Origin of the sequence: Cognaticolwellia mytili (genome assembly GCF_002104475.1) — a bacterium.
Lineage (GTDB): Bacteria > Pseudomonadota > Gammaproteobacteria > Enterobacterales > Alteromonadaceae > Cognaticolwellia > Cognaticolwellia mytili.
This window is the reverse complement of the sequence record NZ_NBOF01000002.1, coordinates 673,639-690,135: the sequence shown is the minus strand read 5'-3', so window position 1 is coordinate 690,135 and position 16,497 is coordinate 673,639. Positions and strand designations below refer to the sequence as shown.

Below are 16,497 nucleotides of genomic sequence, written 5' to 3'. Positions count from 1 at the left end.
ATATGCGTTTGCTTTTTGTTTTAAGTAAAGACTTAAGGCTTACCTTTGATACTTTTGCCAGGAATATAGCCAAAGGCGATTTGGTAAAATCTACCGTAAAGGCTTATTAATCTGAGCTCAGGATAAGAAAAATGCTATAGCAGTGCTATTAAAGTGTATTTCTACGTTGTTCAAGTTGCCAACAACGCGTTACTTGACACACTTAAATGCCTTGAACTAGACATAAATACCACTGCTGTAGATTGAAGTTCGGTAATGCTTTGACATTATTGTGTTTTTTATTATTTCTATTCCGAGCTCAGGCTTATTAACCCATAGGTAAAGAGGTTATTTCAATAATAAACCGAAGATTTTTCGCTTAATGGTTTTATTTCTATTAAAATACCCGCAGAAATTTCTCCCGACTTTTCAACTATGGAATGAATCAATGCATTGTCCTTTTTGTTCTGCTACCGAGACTAAAGTTATTGACTCTCGCTTGGTTTCTGATGGTCACCAGGTACGCAGACGCCGTGAATGTTTAGCATGCCATGAACGGTATACAACCTTTGAAAGCGCTGAGCTTGTTATGCCGCGTATTATTAAACGAGATGGCTCTCGTGAACCGTTTAATGAAGATAAAATGCGCAATGGCCTAGTGCGAGCTCTAGAAAAAAGGCCTGTTAGCACGGAAGAAATGGAATTATCTATTAATAAGCTTAAATCTAAGCTACGGGCAACTGGCGAGCGCGAAGTATCTAGTGAACTATTAGGTACAATTATCATGGAACAGCTAAAAAGCTTAGATAAAGTTGCTTATATTCGGTTTGCCTCTGTTTATCGTTCGTTTGAAGATATTAGAGAATTTGGTGAAGAAATTGCCCGTTTAGGCGATGATGAGTAACTAGCTGTTATTACAATTTAACTTTTGAGTACCACCATGACAAGTTTTTCACTACCAGACCACCAATTTATGCAACGTGCGATTAGTTTGGCTAAGCGTGGACATTTTACCACCTCGCCCAACCCGAGAGTGGGCTGTGTATTGGTGAAAAATGGCGAAGTTATAGGCGAGGGTTTTCACAAAAAAGCAGGGCAAGGGCACGCTGAAGTTTATGCACTTAAACAAGCTGGCGTTGCAGCAAAAGGCGCTACCGCATACGTCACACTAGAGCCTTGTAGTCATTACGGTTTAACTCCACCTTGCGCCGAAGCATTGATTAAGGCAAAAGTTAGTCATGTTATTGCCGCGATGGTTGACCCTGACCCTAGAGTTTCTGGTCGTGGTTTAGCCATGTTAGAGGCCGCAGGTATCACCACGCAGTTTGGTTTGTTGGAGCAAGATGCTAGCGCATTGAACCCTGGTTTTATTCATTTAATGACCACTAAAAAGCCTTATGTGCGCTGTAAACTTGCCGCAAGTTTAGATGGAAAAACCGCCATGGCCAGCGGCGAAAGCCAATGGATAACCGGCAGTGAGGCGCGTACTGACGTGCAACGATTACGAGCCCAAAGTTGTGGGGTAATTTGCGGTGCAGATTCGGTTATTTTTGATAATGCAAAAATGAATGTACGCTGGGATTCGCTTGGCGAATTAAAAAACAACTATGCAGAAGAGGATGTTAGGCAACCTATCCGTATCATCATTGATGGTAAAAACCGCTTAACGCCTGAGCTAAAGCTATTCCAACAGCCAAGTAAAATATTAATAATTCGACACACCATTGAAAATAGCCAAGTTTGGCCTCACTTTGTAGAACAAGTACAAATTCAAAAAGCGGCTGACAGCGACCATATCGATTTAACCGAGTTATTAACCTATCTTGCTAAACAAGGGCTCAATGATGTGTTAATTGAATCGGGTGCTCAACTTAGCGGTGCTTTCATTGAACAAGGTTTAGTTGATGAATTAGTGTTATATCAAGCCGCTAAGTTGATGGGTAATGATGGCAAAGGCTTAGCCAATATGCCCTCAGTTGTGAAGCTAGCAGACGCTAAAGCGTTAGATATTACCGACCTACGATTGATCGGAAAAGACATTAGGTTAACGGCTAAGTTTTGTCGTTAAGTATCAGTAGCACTATGTTATACACGTAATTTTAAAGTGTTATTAACAGCATAAGTTAACGAGACAGATCATGTTTACAGGAATTATAGAAGCCGTAGGTGCTTTAAGAGCGATTAATACTTCAGGTGATGGTGCTCGTGTCATTATTGATACTGGCATATTAGATTTATCAGATGTTAAATTGGGCGATTCAATTGCCACTAACGGCATTTGCTTGACCGTTGTTGCTGTTGATAATTCAAGCTTTAGTGCCGATGTTTCCAGTGAAACGTTAACGCGTACTGGTTTAGCACATTATCAAACAGGTGATAGTGTAAACCTTGAAAAAGCCATGTTGCCCACCACTCGCTTTGGTGGCCATATGGTCTCTGGCCATGTTGATGCGGTGAGTGAAATAACTCGCATTGAGCATAAAGGTAATAGCATTGATTATTGGCTAACCATGCCGGCAGAATTAGCCGCGTATATTGCGGAAAAAGGTTCAATTACCATCGATGGTACTAGTTTGACTGTTAACAGTTTAACGGCCGAACAGTTTCGTTTGACGATTGTTCCGCATACCACACAGCAAACAATTATCAGTAAATACCAAGTGGGTACTAAAGTTAATTTAGAAGTTGATTTAATTGCTCGCTACATAGAAAGATTACTTACCAAGCACACGGCTAATGAACAAGAGCCGTCAGGTGTTACGCATGCGCTATTAGCGCGCAGTGGTTTTATTAAATAAAGAGGTTGTCATGAATTTACACACGCCACAAGAGATTATAGACGATATAGCTCAAGGTAAAATGGTCATCTTAATGGATGATGAAGATCGCGAAAATGAAGGTGACTTCATTATGGCCGCTGAAAAAGTGACGCCTGAGGCGATCAACTTTATGGCAACACATGGTCGTGGTTTGATTTGTATGCCGATGACGGTAGAAAAGTGTCAAGAGCTTAAACTACCTTTGATGGTAGAAAAAAATGATGCGCAATTTAGTACTAACTTCACAGTGTCAATTGAAGCGGCATATGGTGTAACTACTGGTATTTCAGCGGGTGATCGTGCAACAACGGTTTTAGCCGCAGTAGCTAAAGATGCCAATCATTTAAGCATTGTACAACCTGGTCATATTTTCCCGTTAATTGCTAAAGATGGCGGGGTATTAAACCGTGCAGGACATACTGAAGCCGGTACCGATTTAGCGCGTTTAGCAGGTCTTGAACCAGCAGCAGTTATCGTAGAAATTTTAAATGAAGATGGCACCATGGCGCGTCGCCCTGATTTAGAAATTATTGCCGAAAAGCATGGTTTGAAAATGGGCACTATTGCTGACTTAATTGAATACCGTAACGCTAATGAAACCACCATTGAACGTGTTTCACAATGTAAGCTACCGACAGCATTTGGTGAATTTGATTTAACCGTATTTAAAGACACCATTGATGGCCAAGCACACTTTGCCTTGACCAAAGGCGAAATTAACGCTGACGAACCAACATTAGTGCGTGTACACCTAGAAAATACCTTCAGAGACTTATTGTTTAGCCAACGTGAAAGTGTTGCTAAATGGCCAATGGCGAATGCCTTGGAAAAAATCGGTAAAGAAGGCGGGGTATTAGTGTTATTAGGTAAGCATGAATCAACTGCTGAGCTTATTGCTCAGGTTGAAAGATATGCAAAATCTGATGCCGGTGAAGTGGTTAACGAAGTGAAGCGCCACGTTGGTTCACGTAATGTTGGTGTTGGCTCACAAATTTTGTCGAATCTTGGTGTTAGCAAAATGCGTTTATTAAGCTCACAAACTAAATATCACTCGTTGTCAGGTTTTGGTTTGGAAGTTGTGGAATATATCGCTGAATAATCAGTTATTGATGCTTTAAATATAGTCATTTTTTCATATCGACAGATATGGAAGTCTTAATGTCGAGAAGCCAAAGATGACTATCAACGACCAAGTGATGGTGACATACCGTACACCCTAGAATCCTAGACATTAAAAAAGCGATTTGAAGTCACTCAAATCGCTTTTTATCATAGAAGACAACGTAATAGAGGCCACAAAAGAAAGTAAATATACGCAAGTTTATATGGCAACAGGTATATATCGCTATAATTTAGGGGCTTGTCTGTGCAATGTTGATTGTTCGTAGCTATAAGCTGCTTCTATTAACTTTCCTTCTTGTAACTTACCTGAGAACATAGATAAGCCAACCGGTAAACCATGAACATACCCCATGGGTACAGTGATATGAGGATAGCCTGATATTGCTGCTGCAGAAGACGCTGCTCCTAAGTAATGATCGCCATTGACCCAATCAGTTTTCCAAGCAGGGCCTGTAGTAGGCGCGATAATAAGATCAAGCTTATATTTGTCAACTAGTGCGTCAATACCGTCATCTTGTGTCAGTTTTTTAGCCAATTTCAATGACGCGAGATAATCCTTGCTTGTAAGTTCGCCTTTCGCTTGCGCCATATCAAATATTTCTTGTTTAAAGAAAGGCATTTCTTTATCTGCATGTTCTAAATTAAATGCTATTAGTTCCTTGAGTGATTTTGGCGTTTGATTATTTGAGTCTGCAAGATATTTGTTTAGATCGTGCTTAAACTCGAATAATAGGACTTCGAATTCTGCTTCTCCCCATTTGTCACTCTTATCAAAATTTGTTGATTCAACAATAATTGCACCTTGTGCTTTCAAATCGATAATTGCTTGTTCAAATACTAAATCAAGTTGTGCATGGTACCCAGTTAAGTTTCGTGCGACACCTATGCGTTTACCTTTGAGACCGTCAAGCTTTAAGTGGCTTATGTAGTTAGTCGCTGATTGAATTGCGGCATGGTCATTACTATCAAACTTAGTTAATGAAGATAGAAGAATAACGGCGTCCGTAACTGATTTTGCCATTGGTCCTGCAGTATCTTGGCTGTGTGCAATCGGAATAATGCCATCACGACTGATGGTGCCTAATGTCGGCTTGATGCCCACAATACCGTTCATTGCGGAAGGGCATGTAACAGAACCATCAGTTTCTGTTCCTATGGCAATCGTAGCGAAATTGGCGGCAACTGCTACACCTGAGCCCGAACTTGAGCCACAAGGACTAGCTGTTGTGTCATATGGATTGTTAGTTTGTCCCCAAAGGCCACTCCAGCCACTTGATGATGCTGTTGAGCGGAAATTTGCCCATTCACTTAAGTTTGTTTTACCGAGAATGATAGCCCCAGCGCTTTTCAGTTGTTGAACTAAAAATGCATCGTTTTCTGGGTAATTATTTTTTAATGCGTGAGAACCAGCAGTATTAGCCATACCGTCAACAGTATCTATGTTATCTTTTAGCAATACAGGAATACCGTGCAATGGCCCCAGCTTTCCTCTTTTACGGAAAATATTATCAAGCTCTTTTGCTCGTTTAAGTGCATTAGGGTTAAGTTGAACGACGGCATTGAGTTTAGGGCCATTGTCGTCAAATTGTTTAATTCTTTTGAGGTAGAAGTTAACAATACCTTCACTCGTCAATTCTTTATCAGTCATTTTTTTGTGAATGTCGATTATTGTTAATTCACTGATATTCATTGCTTTTGCTGAGAAAAATAAGCATGAGCTTAGCAGCGTTACTGCCAATGTTTTGATATTTATATTCATGTCGATTACTTTTATTATTTCTTGTACATGAAATATAACGTTATAAAAAGCTGTTTGTCCAATGATGGTGAGATGAAAGACAATACGTCTATTTTTAAGGGGCTTGGTTAAATAATGCCGACAACTAAGTTATCGGCTGTTTAAAAGGTTTGTTTACTAACTCTGAATAAATGATGCGATCTTATTAATAATGCCTTGACTATCTAAACCAAGTTCTTGGTGTATTTCAGCCTGTGTTCCGTGTTTAATAAAGTTATCTGGTAAGCCAATGTTGAGGATTTTCTTCATTATGCCTTGGCTTAAAATATATTCATTAACGCCTGAGCCAGCACCGCCTGCGATAGCATTATCTTCAACGGTAACAATACAGTCATGCTCAGCACAAAGCTCGCTGATGAGCGATTGATCTAGTGGTTTAATAAAACGCATATCAACTAGCGTTGCATTGAGTGCGTCAGCCGCTAATTTAGCCTCAGCTAATGTAGTACCAAAGTTTAGAATGGCTATGTTACTTTTTGCTACTGAGTCAGTCATTTTACGAACGAGCTTAGCTTTACCAACGTCAATGGTTTCTGTGATTGCTGGTAGCTCTGCACCATTGCCGCTGCCACGAGGATAACGTACAGCAGCAGGTGCATTTAATTGATAGCCAGTGTTTAACATCAATTGACATTCGCGTTCATCAGAAGGTGCCATGATGGTCATATTAGGAATACAGCGCATAAAGCTTAAATCAAATGAGCCTTGATGTGTTGGGCCATCTGCGCCAACAATACCTGCACGATCAATGGCAAATAATACCGGCAAATTTTGTATGGCAACATCATGAATAAATTGATCGTAACCACGTTGTAAAAAGCTCGAGTAAATAGCGACAACAGGTTTACGACCGCCAATGGCTAACCCAGCAGCAAACGTTACTGCATGTTGTTCTGCAATTGCAACATCATAATACTGTTCTGGGAAGCGCTGACTAAATTCTACCATGCCTGAGCCTTCGCGCATGGCCGGTGTAATCGCGGCTAACTTAGCGTCTTGCTCGGCTGTTTTGCATAACCAATCACCAAAAATAGCTGAGTAGGTTGGTAAACTTGGCGCGCTTTTCGGTAACGTTGTTTCCGTGTGATCAAATTTCGGCACTGCATGGTATTTTATTGGGTCTTGTTCGGCTTGCTGGTAACCTTTGCCTTTTGTCGTGGCAATATGCAGTAATTGCGGACCTTTCAGGTTGCGCATATTTGAAATGGTATCAACTAAACCATTAACGTCATGGCCATCAATTGGGCCAATATAGTTGAAACCTAATTCTTCAAAGAATGTGCTTGGTACCACCATACCTTTTAAATGTTCTTCTGCGCGACTTGCCAATTCTTTAATCGGTGGAATATTTTTAAGTATGCGCTTACTACCTTCACGAAGACCAGTATATAGACTTCCTGAAAGCATTTTGGCAAGGTGATTATTTAGCGCGCCAACGTTTTCAGAAATTGACATTTCGTTATCATTTAAAATAACTAACATGTCTTTATTAATATCACCGGCGTGATTTAATGCTTCAAATGCCATACCTGCGGTCATAGCACCATCACCGATAACGGCAACAACTTTACGATTTTTTGCTTCTTTTTCAGCAGCGACAGCCATACCTAAGGCAGCAGAAATAGAAGTACTTGAATGACCAACACTTAATACGTCGTATTCACTTTCTTCACGCCAAGGAAATGGGTGCAAACCGTCTTTTTGACGAATAGTATGCAATTGATCACGTCGGCCGGTTAATATTTTATGTGGGTAAGCTTGATGGCCAACATCCCAAATTAAATGATCAAATGGTGTGTTATAAACATAATGCAAGGCAACTGTTAATTCGATGGTGCCTAAACCTGAGGCAAAATGCCCACTACTTTTACTTACTGAATTTAATAAGTAACGTCTTAATTCTTCACTGGTTTGTGTTAATTGGTTTTGATTTAATTTACGTAATTCATCAGGAGTATTGATGTTGGCCAGTAAAGGGTATTCAGTCAGGTTTATAGTCATATTATTCTATTTAATCTAAATATTAATGTTTGCGATTGATAATGAAAGTCGCAAAATCGGATAAATTCTGTGTATTGTAGGGCAAAGTGGCTAAAGCTTGAAGCGCTTGTTGATATAAGTTGTCAGCTTTTTCCTGTGCGCCTGATAAACCGAGTAAAGCTGGATAGGTACTTTTGTCTGCAGCAAGGTCTGAACCAGATGGTTTTCCAAGCTCTTCTTCGGTTGAGGTAATGTCAATAATGTCATCACGTACTTGATAAGCAAGGCCGATTAATTTTGCATAGCGTGCTAATTGTTCTTTATCTTTTTCCGTAGCAACTGTACTACATTCGGCTGCCATCATGACCGATGCTTCTAATAACGCGCCAGTTTTTAAAGAATGTAATGTTTCTAAATCTTCAAGGGAAATAGCTTTACCTGTTGCGGCTAAATCTAATGCTTGTCCGCCACACATGCCTTGGTAACCACTGGCTTTAACTAGGTGGCGTAATAGCTCAATGCGCTTAGGAGAAATTTTCTCTGAGAATTTATGATTAGCAATGATGTCAAATGCTAAAGTTTGCAAACTATCACCAGCAAGAATTGCGGTCGCTTCATCAAAAGCTTTATGACAAGTCGGTTGTCCGCGCCGTAGATCATCGTCATCCATTGCGGGTAAATCATCATGTAATAATGAGTAGGCGTGAATACACTCTAAAGCTGCAGCAATACCATCAATGTCATGTTGTGTGGCATTTAATGCTTCCCCAGTAATGTAAGCAAGATACGGACGCATACGTTTACCGCCAATTAATAAACCATAATGCATAGCGGCATGTAGTTTTTCATCATTAATGACTAAACTGTTAAGCTTATCAGTTAAGTAATCATTAATACGTACTTGAATAATATCGATATTTATCAGTTTAGTCACGACTGTCATTCTCATCAGTTATAAAGCTTGATAATTGTGCTTTGCCGTTCTTTTCTAACAAAATATTAATTTGCTGTTCAGCGCCCTGAAGTTTTTCTTGGTTATGTTGACTTAAGTGCAGACCTCGTTCGAATAAACTCATCGATTCTTCAAGGTTAAGATCACCTAGTTCTAAATCTTTTACGATAGTTTCCAATTCACTAAGAGATTCCTCGAAGCTTAAGTTTTCTATTTTTTTTCTTGCCATGGACTTTTATTAGCCTGATATGAACTCTAAGCGCAAACTTACCTTAGCTCGGGCGTGGGGTCAATTAATGATGAATTAATGCTTTTGAGTAAAATATTGTTAATCGCTCCTTAAGTTATTGACAGTATAGACGATAATACAGTTATAGCAGGAAATATAAGTATTCGCCTAAGACCAATTCATCATGTATTATTTACTTAGCGAGTATATCTAAAAAAATTTATTGGAGGCATTTGTGGATTTAGCAACGTTAATAGGCATAGTCGGTGCAATAGGCTTACTGATTATGGCGATGTTACTTGCTGGTGATATTAGCATGTTCATCGATGCTCAATCAGTGATTATTGTATTTGGTGGTTCCATTTTTATTGTACTGTCCAATTACAACTTAGGTCAGTTTTTTGGCATAGGAAAAATTATCGGCAAATCCTTTATGTTTAAATTGGAAAAGCCTGATGAGTTAATTGAAAAAGCGGTTGATATGGCCGATGCTGCTCGTAAAGGTGGCTTTCTCGCACTTGAAGAAGCGGAAATATCAAATGCTTTCATGCAAAAGGGTGTAGATATGCTGGTTGATGGTCACGATGCTGATGTGGTTCGAGCCACAATGCAAAAAGATATCGACTTGACGACTGAACGCCATGAAACTGGTTCAAATATGTTAATGGCACTGGCTGATGTTGCCCCAGCAATGGGGATGATAGGTACCTTGATTGGTTTGGTTGCCATGTTATCCAACATGGATGACCCTAAAGCGATTGGTCCTGCAATGGCTGTTGCACTATTAACAACCTTGTATGGAGCCTTTTTGGCTAATGTAATTGCAATTCCGATTGCTTCTAAGTTGCAACTACGTATGGCCGAAGAAAAAATGAACCAAGAGCTGGTACTCGATGCCGTGTTAGGTATTCAAGATGGACAAAATCCACGTGTAATTGAAGGCCTATTGAAAAATTATCTTGCTGAAGGTAAGCGAGCTATTGATACAACTGAAGAGTAGTTAAGGGGGAATTATGGCGCAAGAATGTAAATGCCCACCTCCAGGGTTACCTGCATGGATGGGAACATTTGCCGATTTAATGTCACTGTTGATGTGCTTTTTCGTTTTGCTTTTATCATTCTCAGAAATGGATGTATTAAAGTTTAAGCAAATAGCCGGCTCGATGAAGTTTGCTTTTGGTGTGCAAAATAAAATTGAAGTAAAAGATATACCAAAAGGCACCAGTATTATTGCGCAAGAGTTTCGTCCGGGTAAACCTGAGCCAACACCGATTGAGGTTATCCAACAGCAAACTATGGAAATGACTCAGCAAATGTTAGAGTTTCAGGCGGGTGATGAAACCTCTGCTGGCGGCCGACAAGAGCAACGTGGCACTGAACGTGGTGGTCAGTCACAAAGTACTGCTGATGAGATGTCAGCACAAGCTATGCAAAAGGCTAAAGATGAGCTTGAACAAGCATCGCAAGAACAAGTAAACGAACTTGCTAAGAAAATTGCTGATCAGCTAGAACAACAAATTCAAGATGGTGCAATTGAACTTGAGTCATTAGGGCAACAAGTTGTAATCCGTATTCGTGAAAATGGTTCATTTCCATCAGGTTCTGCGTTCTTGCAACCACAATTTAAGCCCATTATGCGAGAAATAGGCCTATTGCTAAATACTGTGCCGGGCGAAGTTATGATTTCAGCCCATACAGACAACCAAGGTATAAACTCTGAGTTGTTTTCATCAAACTGGGATCTTTCGAGTAAGCGCGCAGTGGCTATTGCACATGAAATAATTAAGGTGCCAAACTTCGATGATTCGCGTTTATTGGTAGTTGGGCATGCTGATACGAGGCCATTAGTGCCAAATACTAATCGATTGAATCGCCGTAGAAATCGTCGTGTTGAAATTGCCATTAATCAAGGTAAAGCGAAAGAAACTGAGCCCGTGTCGATTAGCAAAGAATAGTTGCTTAGTTGCAATAGGTGAACTGTTAATTATAAGGAGTACAAATGATGTACTCCTTTTTTATGTACAGGATGTACGGTATAACGCGGTCACATGGATGTGAGAGAGCGTGTATGTACAGGATGTACAGTATAGCGCAAGTGCGTGGGTGCTCGAGAGCGTATTATGGTTATCGTTAAGCTACTTGAAATAGCGTTTTAAAGTGGCTTGGGTATGTGCTGTAATTTAGTGTATAATGCGCGCCATTCTAAATATGGGTGTTATTGTTGATGAAATTTATTGTTAAGCTACAGGCTGAAATTACCATTAAAAGCCGTCCGGTGCGTAAACGTTTTACTAAGATCTTAGAATCGAGTGTGAAAAATGTTTTACGTCGCGTTGATGAACAAGTGACTACGCGCATGAACTGGGACAATATTGAAGTTAATACTGCTAATAACACACCTGAAAATCGCTTAAAGTTAATTGAAACATTAAAGTGTATTCCAGGCATTCCGATGTTTCTTGAAGTACAGCAAACTAGCTTTACCGATGTTCATGACATTTATGAAAAAACGGCTGCTGTACATGCAAAAAATATTGAGAATAAAACCTTTTGTGTACGAGCAAAACGCACAGGTAGCCATGATTTTAATTCATTGAAAATTGAACAATATGTTGGTGGCGGTTTAAATCAATTAGTTGACTCGGCAAAAGTTAAATTAAAAAATCCAGATGTAACCATCCACTTAGAAATTAAAAACGAAAACTTATTTATTGTTACTGAACGCCATAAAGGTATGGGGGGCTTCCCTATTGCTACCCAAGAAGACGTTTTATCTTTAATGTCTGGTGGCTTTGATTCTGGTGTTGCTAGTTATCAAATGATCAAAAAAGGCGCACGTACGCACTACTGTTTCTTCAACTTGGGTGGCGCAGCTCATGAAGTGGGCGTCAAGCAAGTTAGTCATTATTTATGGGATAAGTATGGTGCATCTCATCGGGTTAAGTTTTTTGCCGTCGATTTTGAACCGGTAGTCGCTGAAATATTAGAAAACATTGAAAATGGTCAAATGGGCGTAGTACTAAAACGCATGATGATGCGCGCAGCGGCAAAAATAGCCGATAAAATGGGCATTCAGGCGTTAATTACCGGCGAAGCTTTAGGGCAAGTATCGAGTCAAACCTTAACTAACCTTAATGTCATTGACCGTGTCACCGAAACGCTTATTTTGCGTCCATTAGCCGCTTACGACAAACAAGATATCATTGATATTGCTCGTAAGATTGGTACTGAAGACTTTGCTAAAACCATTCCTGAATATTGTGGTGTTATTTCTAAAAAACCAACGGTTAAAGCAATTATTTCAAAAGTTGAAGCTGAAGAGGCGAATTTCGATTTTTCAATTTTAGATAAAGTGGTTGAAGAAACACGAGTTTTTGATATTCGTGATATTGGTAATGAAAGTGAAGCTGAAATTCATGCCGTTGATACCTTAGATAATATTCCTGAAAACTCTGTGGTATTAGATATCCGTAGTCCAAATGAAGAAGACGAGAACCCACTAGAAATAGATGGCGTTGACGTACAGCATTTGCCGTTTTACAAGTTAGCGACACAATTTGGTGACTTAGATAAGAGCAAAGACTACTTACTCTATTGTGATCAAGGCGTGATGAGTAAGTTACAAGCATTGTATTTAGCGGGTGCTGGCTTTACTAATGTAAAAGTTTATCGTCCGTAAAATTTTATTTATTTGGCGAATAAAGACGTTAGTTAATGAATTTAAAAAAGGCCTTTAGTAAATATTGCTAAAGGCCTTTTTAATACTGAAGATTTGTCTTGCTAAAGCGTTATGTTTTTCACTCTTTGCACTAGTCTTGCATTTGTTGGAACGCAAAGGCCATTTTTTTTAGCCAAACTGACAATATAACCGTTGATATAGTCTATTTCTGTTGGTCGCTGTTGCAGAATATCACTGCGCATTGAAGAACAGTTCTTGGCGGTTTTTCTTGCTACCGCTAGTACTTGTAATTTTAATTCATTGTAGCCAAATCTAATGCCTTCACAGGCTGCTACCGCTATAATTTCTTTTAGCACCTGGTCAATAAGGACTGCGTAGTTATTGTTAAGTAATTGACCGTTGTTAACATCGTCTAATGCGGTAATAGGGTTAATAACGCAATTAATTGCCAATTTTAACCATTGTTTAGCCTTAATGTTATTGCTTAGGGTTAGTGATGGTAGTGCCGTTGCTAAGGTCTTTATTATTTGTTCCTGTATTAGGGGAGGCTTACCGCTGATTAAACCTAAGTCGTTATGTCCTAGTCCAGTGTGCTGAGCATGCAAAGGGCTAATTATTTTACTGCCGTGTGTGGTTAGCAAGGCATAACATGGCTGACTTAACTTGGCTAAATTTTCGATAGCACCCATACCATTATGACAGAAAACAATTACCGCCTTGGCACTGACTTGCTTAAATATTGGCGCTAATGCTGATGAAATATGGTAAGACTTTAGACAAAATAAAATAATATCGGCAGTGGCTAATGCTGCGTTATTCGCCGATATTAATGGCTGACGAGTTGTTTGATTTTCGATACTGGTAAAAAACGTCTCGGTAGGCTGAGATATTATACGCGCAGAACAAAGCAGGCTAACACGATTGCTAGAATTATTGATTAATCGATGATACCAAAGTAAACCAATCGCACCTTGACCAACAATAACAATGTTCAAAGCTACAGTCTATTTCCAGATCTATTACGATACATTAGGATTGACCACCTTATGATGCCAAACATTGATATACCAATAAGATCAAAAAAGAAATCTTTAAATTCGCCATTGCGAAAGCCCAGATAATATTGCCCTAATTCTGTTAATCCCCCATAGAAAGCAACAGTAAACATGGTATTGAATAATGGTAATTTTAAGATACTATGCAGTACCCAAGTTAAGCCAAAAAAACTAATCATATGGCCGATGGAGTCCACCTCCGTGCTACGGAAAACTAAACGCCTAAAATCGTCAGAACTAAAGTAAAGACAAAAAAATAGTATGACTATTATGGCGAGAATTGATAAATGATAGCGACTTTTCATTAAGGTGTTAGCAATCGTACTTTTGGAGGTTAGTGGTTTATTATCATATCAGGGCTAAGCCAGTAAAACTATCACTCTTCAGTGTCAACTTTAGTCTTGAATATTGGTATTACTTATAAACATTGATAATATATATTTAATTTTTTGTAAGATAGAGACATGTTATGCCTTCAATGGACGTTATTTCCGAAATAAATTTGGAAGAAGTAAAAAATGCAACTGAAAATTCAACTCGTGAGTTAGCTACTCGTTATGATTTTCGTGATACTGATGCCAGCTTCGAATGGAAAAGCCCTGCAGTAACAATGAAAGGTGATTCTGATTTTCAAATCAAACAGATGACTGATATCTTGCGTGGTCAGTTAATGAAAAGAAATATTGATGCTAAAGCTTTAACGTTAGGCAACATGGAAAGCTCAGGTCGTAACTATAGTCAGGCTGCGACCTTCAAAGAAGGCATAGAACAGCCTATTGCTAAGAAAGTGGTTAAACTTATCAAAGATAGCAAGTTGAAAGTGCAAGTAGCAATTCAAGGCGAAAAAGTACGTGTTACGGGTAAAAAACGTGATGATTTACAAGCGGTAATGAGATTAGTTAGAGAAGCAGAATTAGAGCAATCATTTCAGTTTGATAATTTCAAAGATTAGCTTATTTTCGATTAACTTAATCGCTAAGCAGAATGATTTTTATTAATGCTTAGTGGTTGGATAATATTAAATTATTAAAAGAGGCCTGGCGCCTCTTTTTTATGTTCCTGACAGAAGCTAAGTGCCTACATCCATGTCGGCAATGTCATGGAGCCATCGATGGCAACGAATGATGATGTTCGAACTTTACCCTGATATTCTAATTTTCAAGGTAGTTACTATATCTTGGTAATCGCTCTAGCATTGCCTTATTAACTTGCATCTATGTAAGAACATATGCGTCGTTGAATAGCCAATTTTTATCTTCATTAAAAACTAAGTGCTCCACTTGGGTTTTTATGTAGCCAAAGGCTCATTGCTAAGAAATGAATAAACTTTTTATTGAAAAATAGAATAACTAAATAGTAAAAAGTAAATTGGCTGTAATTTAAGCAGTAATTAAATCTTTACGACTGTAATTTCTCTTAAAATTGCTTTCGATGCAATTTTTCTCAATAAACGCTGTTTTTTTACCAGTAGTTTAAGTAAATTAAAGTCACTCAATAATAATAAGATGGTTTTAGATGGCTGCTTCTCGAGGTGCGTTTAGTTCACGCTTTGGTTTCATTATGGCTGCCGCAGGCTCTGCGGTCGGTTTAGGTAATATTTGGGGCTTTCCCACACAAACGGCAAGTAATGGTGGTGCAGCATTTGTACTGGTTTACTTGGTATTGGCATTTTGTTTAGCATATCCAGCATTTATGGCTGAGTTACTGATTGGCCGTTATGGTCAAGCGAATGCTGTGACTTCATTACAAAAAATATCACGGACCTTATTTCACAAGCGTTTTGCTTTTGTTGTTGGCTTTGGAGGTATTATTTGTGCGTCACTCATTTTAAGCTTTTATGGTATTTTAGCTGGTTGGATGATGTCGTATGCGGTTGAACCTTTTGCCCGGGTTCTCGGTATGGACTCCGCTGCTGATTGGGTGATCACACAATCATTACAACGTAACTTATTGTTTTGTGCTTTATTCATGTTTCTTACCATCTTTATTATTCGTCGTGGTGTAGAAGAAGGTATTGAGAAATGGTCTAAGCGTCTGATGCCATTACTGATCTTTTTATTACTAGGTTTAATTTCATATGTTATGACCTTAAAAGGTGCAAGAGAAGGGGTTAACGCTTACTTAAATCCTGATATTAGCCGGGTGTTAGAGCCTGATTTATTAATTAGTGCGCTAGGACAAGCGTTCTTTTCATTATCACTAGGTACTAGTGTGATGGTGATATATGGCTCATATATCTCTAAAAAAGAAAACTTGGTGACGTTGGGCGCGCAAGTTACGCTAATTGACGTATCAATCGCATTTTTAGCTGGTTTATTAATTATCCCTGCAATGTATGTTGCACAAGCGCAAGGTGTTGCGATATTTGCTGAAGATGGCAGTTTAATTTCTGGTTCGAGCTTGGTTTTTGCTGTTTTACCGAGTTTATTTAATAGTATGGGCAGTATTGGTTTGTATGTAGCCTTTGCCTTCTTTGTTTTGATGTCAGTGGCGGCCTTAACATCTTCAATTTCAATGCTTGAAGGGCCAGTATCCTATGCAGTTGAACGTCATCAGCTCGAACGTAAAAAAGTGACCACTTACATTGGTATCGGTATCTTTGTTTTAAGTGCCATTATTATTGCTAATATTAGCTTTATGTTAGATTTTGTGGCGATATTAGCGACACAGTACGGCCAACCTATCATAGCTATGCTGTGTTGTGTATTTGTCGGCTGGATCTGGTTTCGTAATGATATTTTACAAGAGTTAAAACAAGGTAATGAGATGGTTGAGCATTCGTTGTTTTGGAAGATTTGGCCTTGGTATACCAAATTTATTTGCCCAACCGCTATTGCGATTGTCTTCTGGCATTCACTTTAGCAACTAAACTGAAAATATAAGA

15 protein-coding genes are annotated in these 16,497 nt (G+C 39.0%); 9 read left to right on the top strand and 6 right to left on the bottom strand.

Features of this window, described 5'->3' with window-relative positions; genetic code table 11:
* Window positions 1-427: 427 nt before the first annotated feature.
* The 4 genes from nrdR (at window position 428) to ribBA (ending at window position 3,897) form a co-directional block, all read left to right on the top strand.
* The gene (nrdR, locus tag B7C41_RS07910) at window positions 428-883 is read left to right on the top strand and encodes a transcriptional regulator NrdR (protein WP_085298247.1); all 456 of its coding nucleotides are present in this window, start codon (window positions 428-430) and stop codon (window positions 881-883) included.
* 36 nt (window positions 884-919) lie between these two features.
* Window positions 920-2,047 carry a bifunctional diaminohydroxyphosphoribosylaminopyrimidine deaminase/5-amino-6-(5-phosphoribosylamino)uracil reductase RibD gene (gene ribD, locus B7C41_RS07905; RefSeq protein ID WP_211279501.1) on the top strand — a complete coding sequence of 376 codons (1,128 nt, stop codon included), beginning with the start codon at window positions 920-922 and terminating at the stop codon, window positions 2,045-2,047.
* 70 nt (window positions 2,048-2,117) lie between these two features.
* Window positions 2,118-2,777 (top strand): riboflavin synthase, encoded by a 660-nt coding sequence (locus tag B7C41_RS07900; RefSeq protein WP_085298246.1) that lies wholly within the window; start codon window positions 2,118-2,120, stop codon window positions 2,775-2,777.
* A gap of 10 nt (window positions 2,778-2,787) precedes the next feature.
* The gene (gene ribBA / locus B7C41_RS07895) at window positions 2,788-3,897 is read left to right on the top strand and encodes a bifunctional 3,4-dihydroxy-2-butanone-4-phosphate synthase/GTP cyclohydrolase II (protein ID WP_085298690.1); all 1,110 of its coding nucleotides are present in this window, start codon (window positions 2,788-2,790) and stop codon (window positions 3,895-3,897) included.
* A 246-nt stretch (window positions 3,898-4,143) separates the two neighbouring features.
* Here ribBA and B7C41_RS07890 read toward each other — a convergent pair whose 3' ends face one another.
* The 4 genes from B7C41_RS07890 to xseB form a co-directional block, all read right to left on the bottom strand.
* Complete coding sequence (locus B7C41_RS07890) at window positions 4,144-5,679, bottom strand: amidase (protein ID WP_085298245.1); 1,536 nt, start codon at window positions 5,677-5,679, stop codon at window positions 4,144-4,146.
* A 156-nt stretch (window positions 5,680-5,835) separates the two neighbouring features.
* On the bottom strand, window positions 5,836-7,719 hold the full coding sequence (gene dxs, locus B7C41_RS07885; RefSeq protein WP_085298244.1) for a 1-deoxy-D-xylulose-5-phosphate synthase: 1,884 nt from the start codon (window positions 7,717-7,719) through the stop codon (window positions 5,836-5,838).
* 22 nt (window positions 7,720-7,741) lie between these two features.
* The gene (ispA, locus tag B7C41_RS07880) at window positions 7,742-8,641 is read right to left on the bottom strand and encodes a (2E,6E)-farnesyl diphosphate synthase (protein WP_085298243.1); all 900 of its coding nucleotides are present in this window, start codon (window positions 8,639-8,641) and stop codon (window positions 7,742-7,744) included.
* Complete coding sequence (xseB, locus tag B7C41_RS07875) at window positions 8,625-8,879, bottom strand: exodeoxyribonuclease VII small subunit (RefSeq protein WP_085298242.1); 255 nt, start codon at window positions 8,877-8,879, stop codon at window positions 8,625-8,627. The genes ispA and xseB overlap by 17 nt, the downstream gene beginning before the upstream one ends.
* Window positions 8,880-9,114: 235 nt before the next feature.
* Here xseB and pomA point away from each other — a divergent pair, with 235 nt between their 5' ends.
* From pomA to thiI, 3 genes are all read left to right on the top strand, one after another.
* Window positions 9,115-9,879 (top strand): flagellar motor protein PomA, encoded by a 765-nt coding sequence (gene pomA, locus B7C41_RS07870; protein WP_085298241.1) that lies wholly within the window; start codon window positions 9,115-9,117, stop codon window positions 9,877-9,879.
* Window positions 9,880-9,889: 10 nt separating this feature from the next.
* Window positions 9,890-10,834 (top strand): flagellar motor protein MotB, encoded by a 945-nt coding sequence (locus tag B7C41_RS07865; RefSeq protein WP_143764329.1) that lies wholly within the window; start codon window positions 9,890-9,892, stop codon window positions 10,832-10,834.
* Between the two features lie 269 nt (window positions 10,835-11,103).
* A complete protein-coding gene (thiI, locus tag B7C41_RS07860) occupies window positions 11,104-12,558 on the top strand; it encodes a tRNA uracil 4-sulfurtransferase ThiI (RefSeq protein ID WP_085298239.1) in 1,455 nt (484 codons plus the stop codon).
* A 101-nt stretch (window positions 12,559-12,659) separates the two neighbouring features.
* Here thiI and B7C41_RS07855 read toward each other — a convergent pair whose 3' ends face one another.
* Window positions 12,660-13,553: a ketopantoate reductase family protein gene (locus tag B7C41_RS07855; protein ID WP_085298238.1), complete on the bottom strand. Its 894-nt coding sequence runs from the start codon at window positions 13,551-13,553 to the stop codon at window positions 12,660-12,662.
* A gap of 2 nt (window positions 13,554-13,555) precedes the next feature.
* Window positions 13,556-13,918, bottom strand: coding sequence for a VanZ family protein (locus tag B7C41_RS20665; protein WP_407919552.1), 363 nt, complete (start codon window positions 13,916-13,918; stop codon window positions 13,556-13,558).
* A 164-nt stretch (window positions 13,919-14,082) separates the two neighbouring features.
* Here B7C41_RS20665 and B7C41_RS07845 point away from each other — a divergent pair, with 164 nt between their 5' ends.
* Both B7C41_RS07845 and B7C41_RS07840 read left to right on the top strand, forming a co-directional pair.
* Window positions 14,083-14,565, top strand: coding sequence for a YajQ family cyclic di-GMP-binding protein (locus B7C41_RS07845; protein WP_085298236.1), 483 nt, complete (start codon window positions 14,083-14,085; stop codon window positions 14,563-14,565).
* Between the two features lie 563 nt (window positions 14,566-15,128).
* Window positions 15,129-16,475, top strand: coding sequence for a sodium-dependent transporter (locus B7C41_RS07840; RefSeq protein ID WP_085298235.1), 1,347 nt, complete (start codon window positions 15,129-15,131; stop codon window positions 16,473-16,475).
* Window positions 16,476-16,497 lie beyond the last annotated feature (22 nt).

What these genes read in the sequence shown, in the direction of transcription:
- nrdR (WP_085298247.1), top strand. Translation starts at nt 428, where the DNA reads ATGCATTGTCCTTTTTGTTCTGCTACCGAGACTAAAGTTATTGACTCT.
- ribD (WP_211279501.1), top strand. Translation starts at nt 920, where the DNA reads ATGACAAGTTTTTCACTACCAGACCACCAATTTATGCAACGTGCGATT.
- B7C41_RS07900 (WP_085298246.1), top strand. Translation starts at nt 2,118, where the DNA reads ATGTTTACAGGAATTATAGAAGCCGTAGGTGCTTTAAGAGCGATTAAT.
- ribBA (WP_085298690.1), top strand. Translation starts at nt 2,788, where the DNA reads ATGAATTTACACACGCCACAAGAGATTATAGACGATATAGCTCAAGGT.
- B7C41_RS07890 (WP_085298245.1), bottom strand. Translation starts at nt 5,679, where the DNA reads ATGAATATAAATATCAAAACATTGGCAGTAACGCTGCTAAGCTCATGC.
- dxs (WP_085298244.1), bottom strand. Translation starts at nt 7,719, where the DNA reads ATGACTATAAACCTGACTGAATACCCTTTACTGGCCAACATCAATACT.
- ispA (WP_085298243.1), bottom strand. Translation starts at nt 8,641, where the DNA reads ATGACAGTCGTGACTAAACTGATAAATATCGATATTATTCAAGTACGT.
- xseB (WP_085298242.1), bottom strand. Translation starts at nt 8,879, where the DNA reads ATGGCAAGAAAAAAAATAGAAAACTTAAGCTTCGAGGAATCTCTTAGT.
- thiI (WP_085298239.1), top strand. Translation starts at nt 11,104, where the DNA reads ATGAAATTTATTGTTAAGCTACAGGCTGAAATTACCATTAAAAGCCGT.
- B7C41_RS20665 (WP_407919552.1), bottom strand. Translation starts at nt 13,918, where the DNA reads ATGAAAAGTCGCTATCATTTATCAATTCTCGCCATAATAGTCATACTA.
- B7C41_RS07845 (WP_085298236.1), top strand. Translation starts at nt 14,083, where the DNA reads ATGCCTTCAATGGACGTTATTTCCGAAATAAATTTGGAAGAAGTAAAA.
- B7C41_RS07840 (WP_085298235.1), top strand. Translation starts at nt 15,129, where the DNA reads ATGGCTGCTTCTCGAGGTGCGTTTAGTTCACGCTTTGGTTTCATTATG.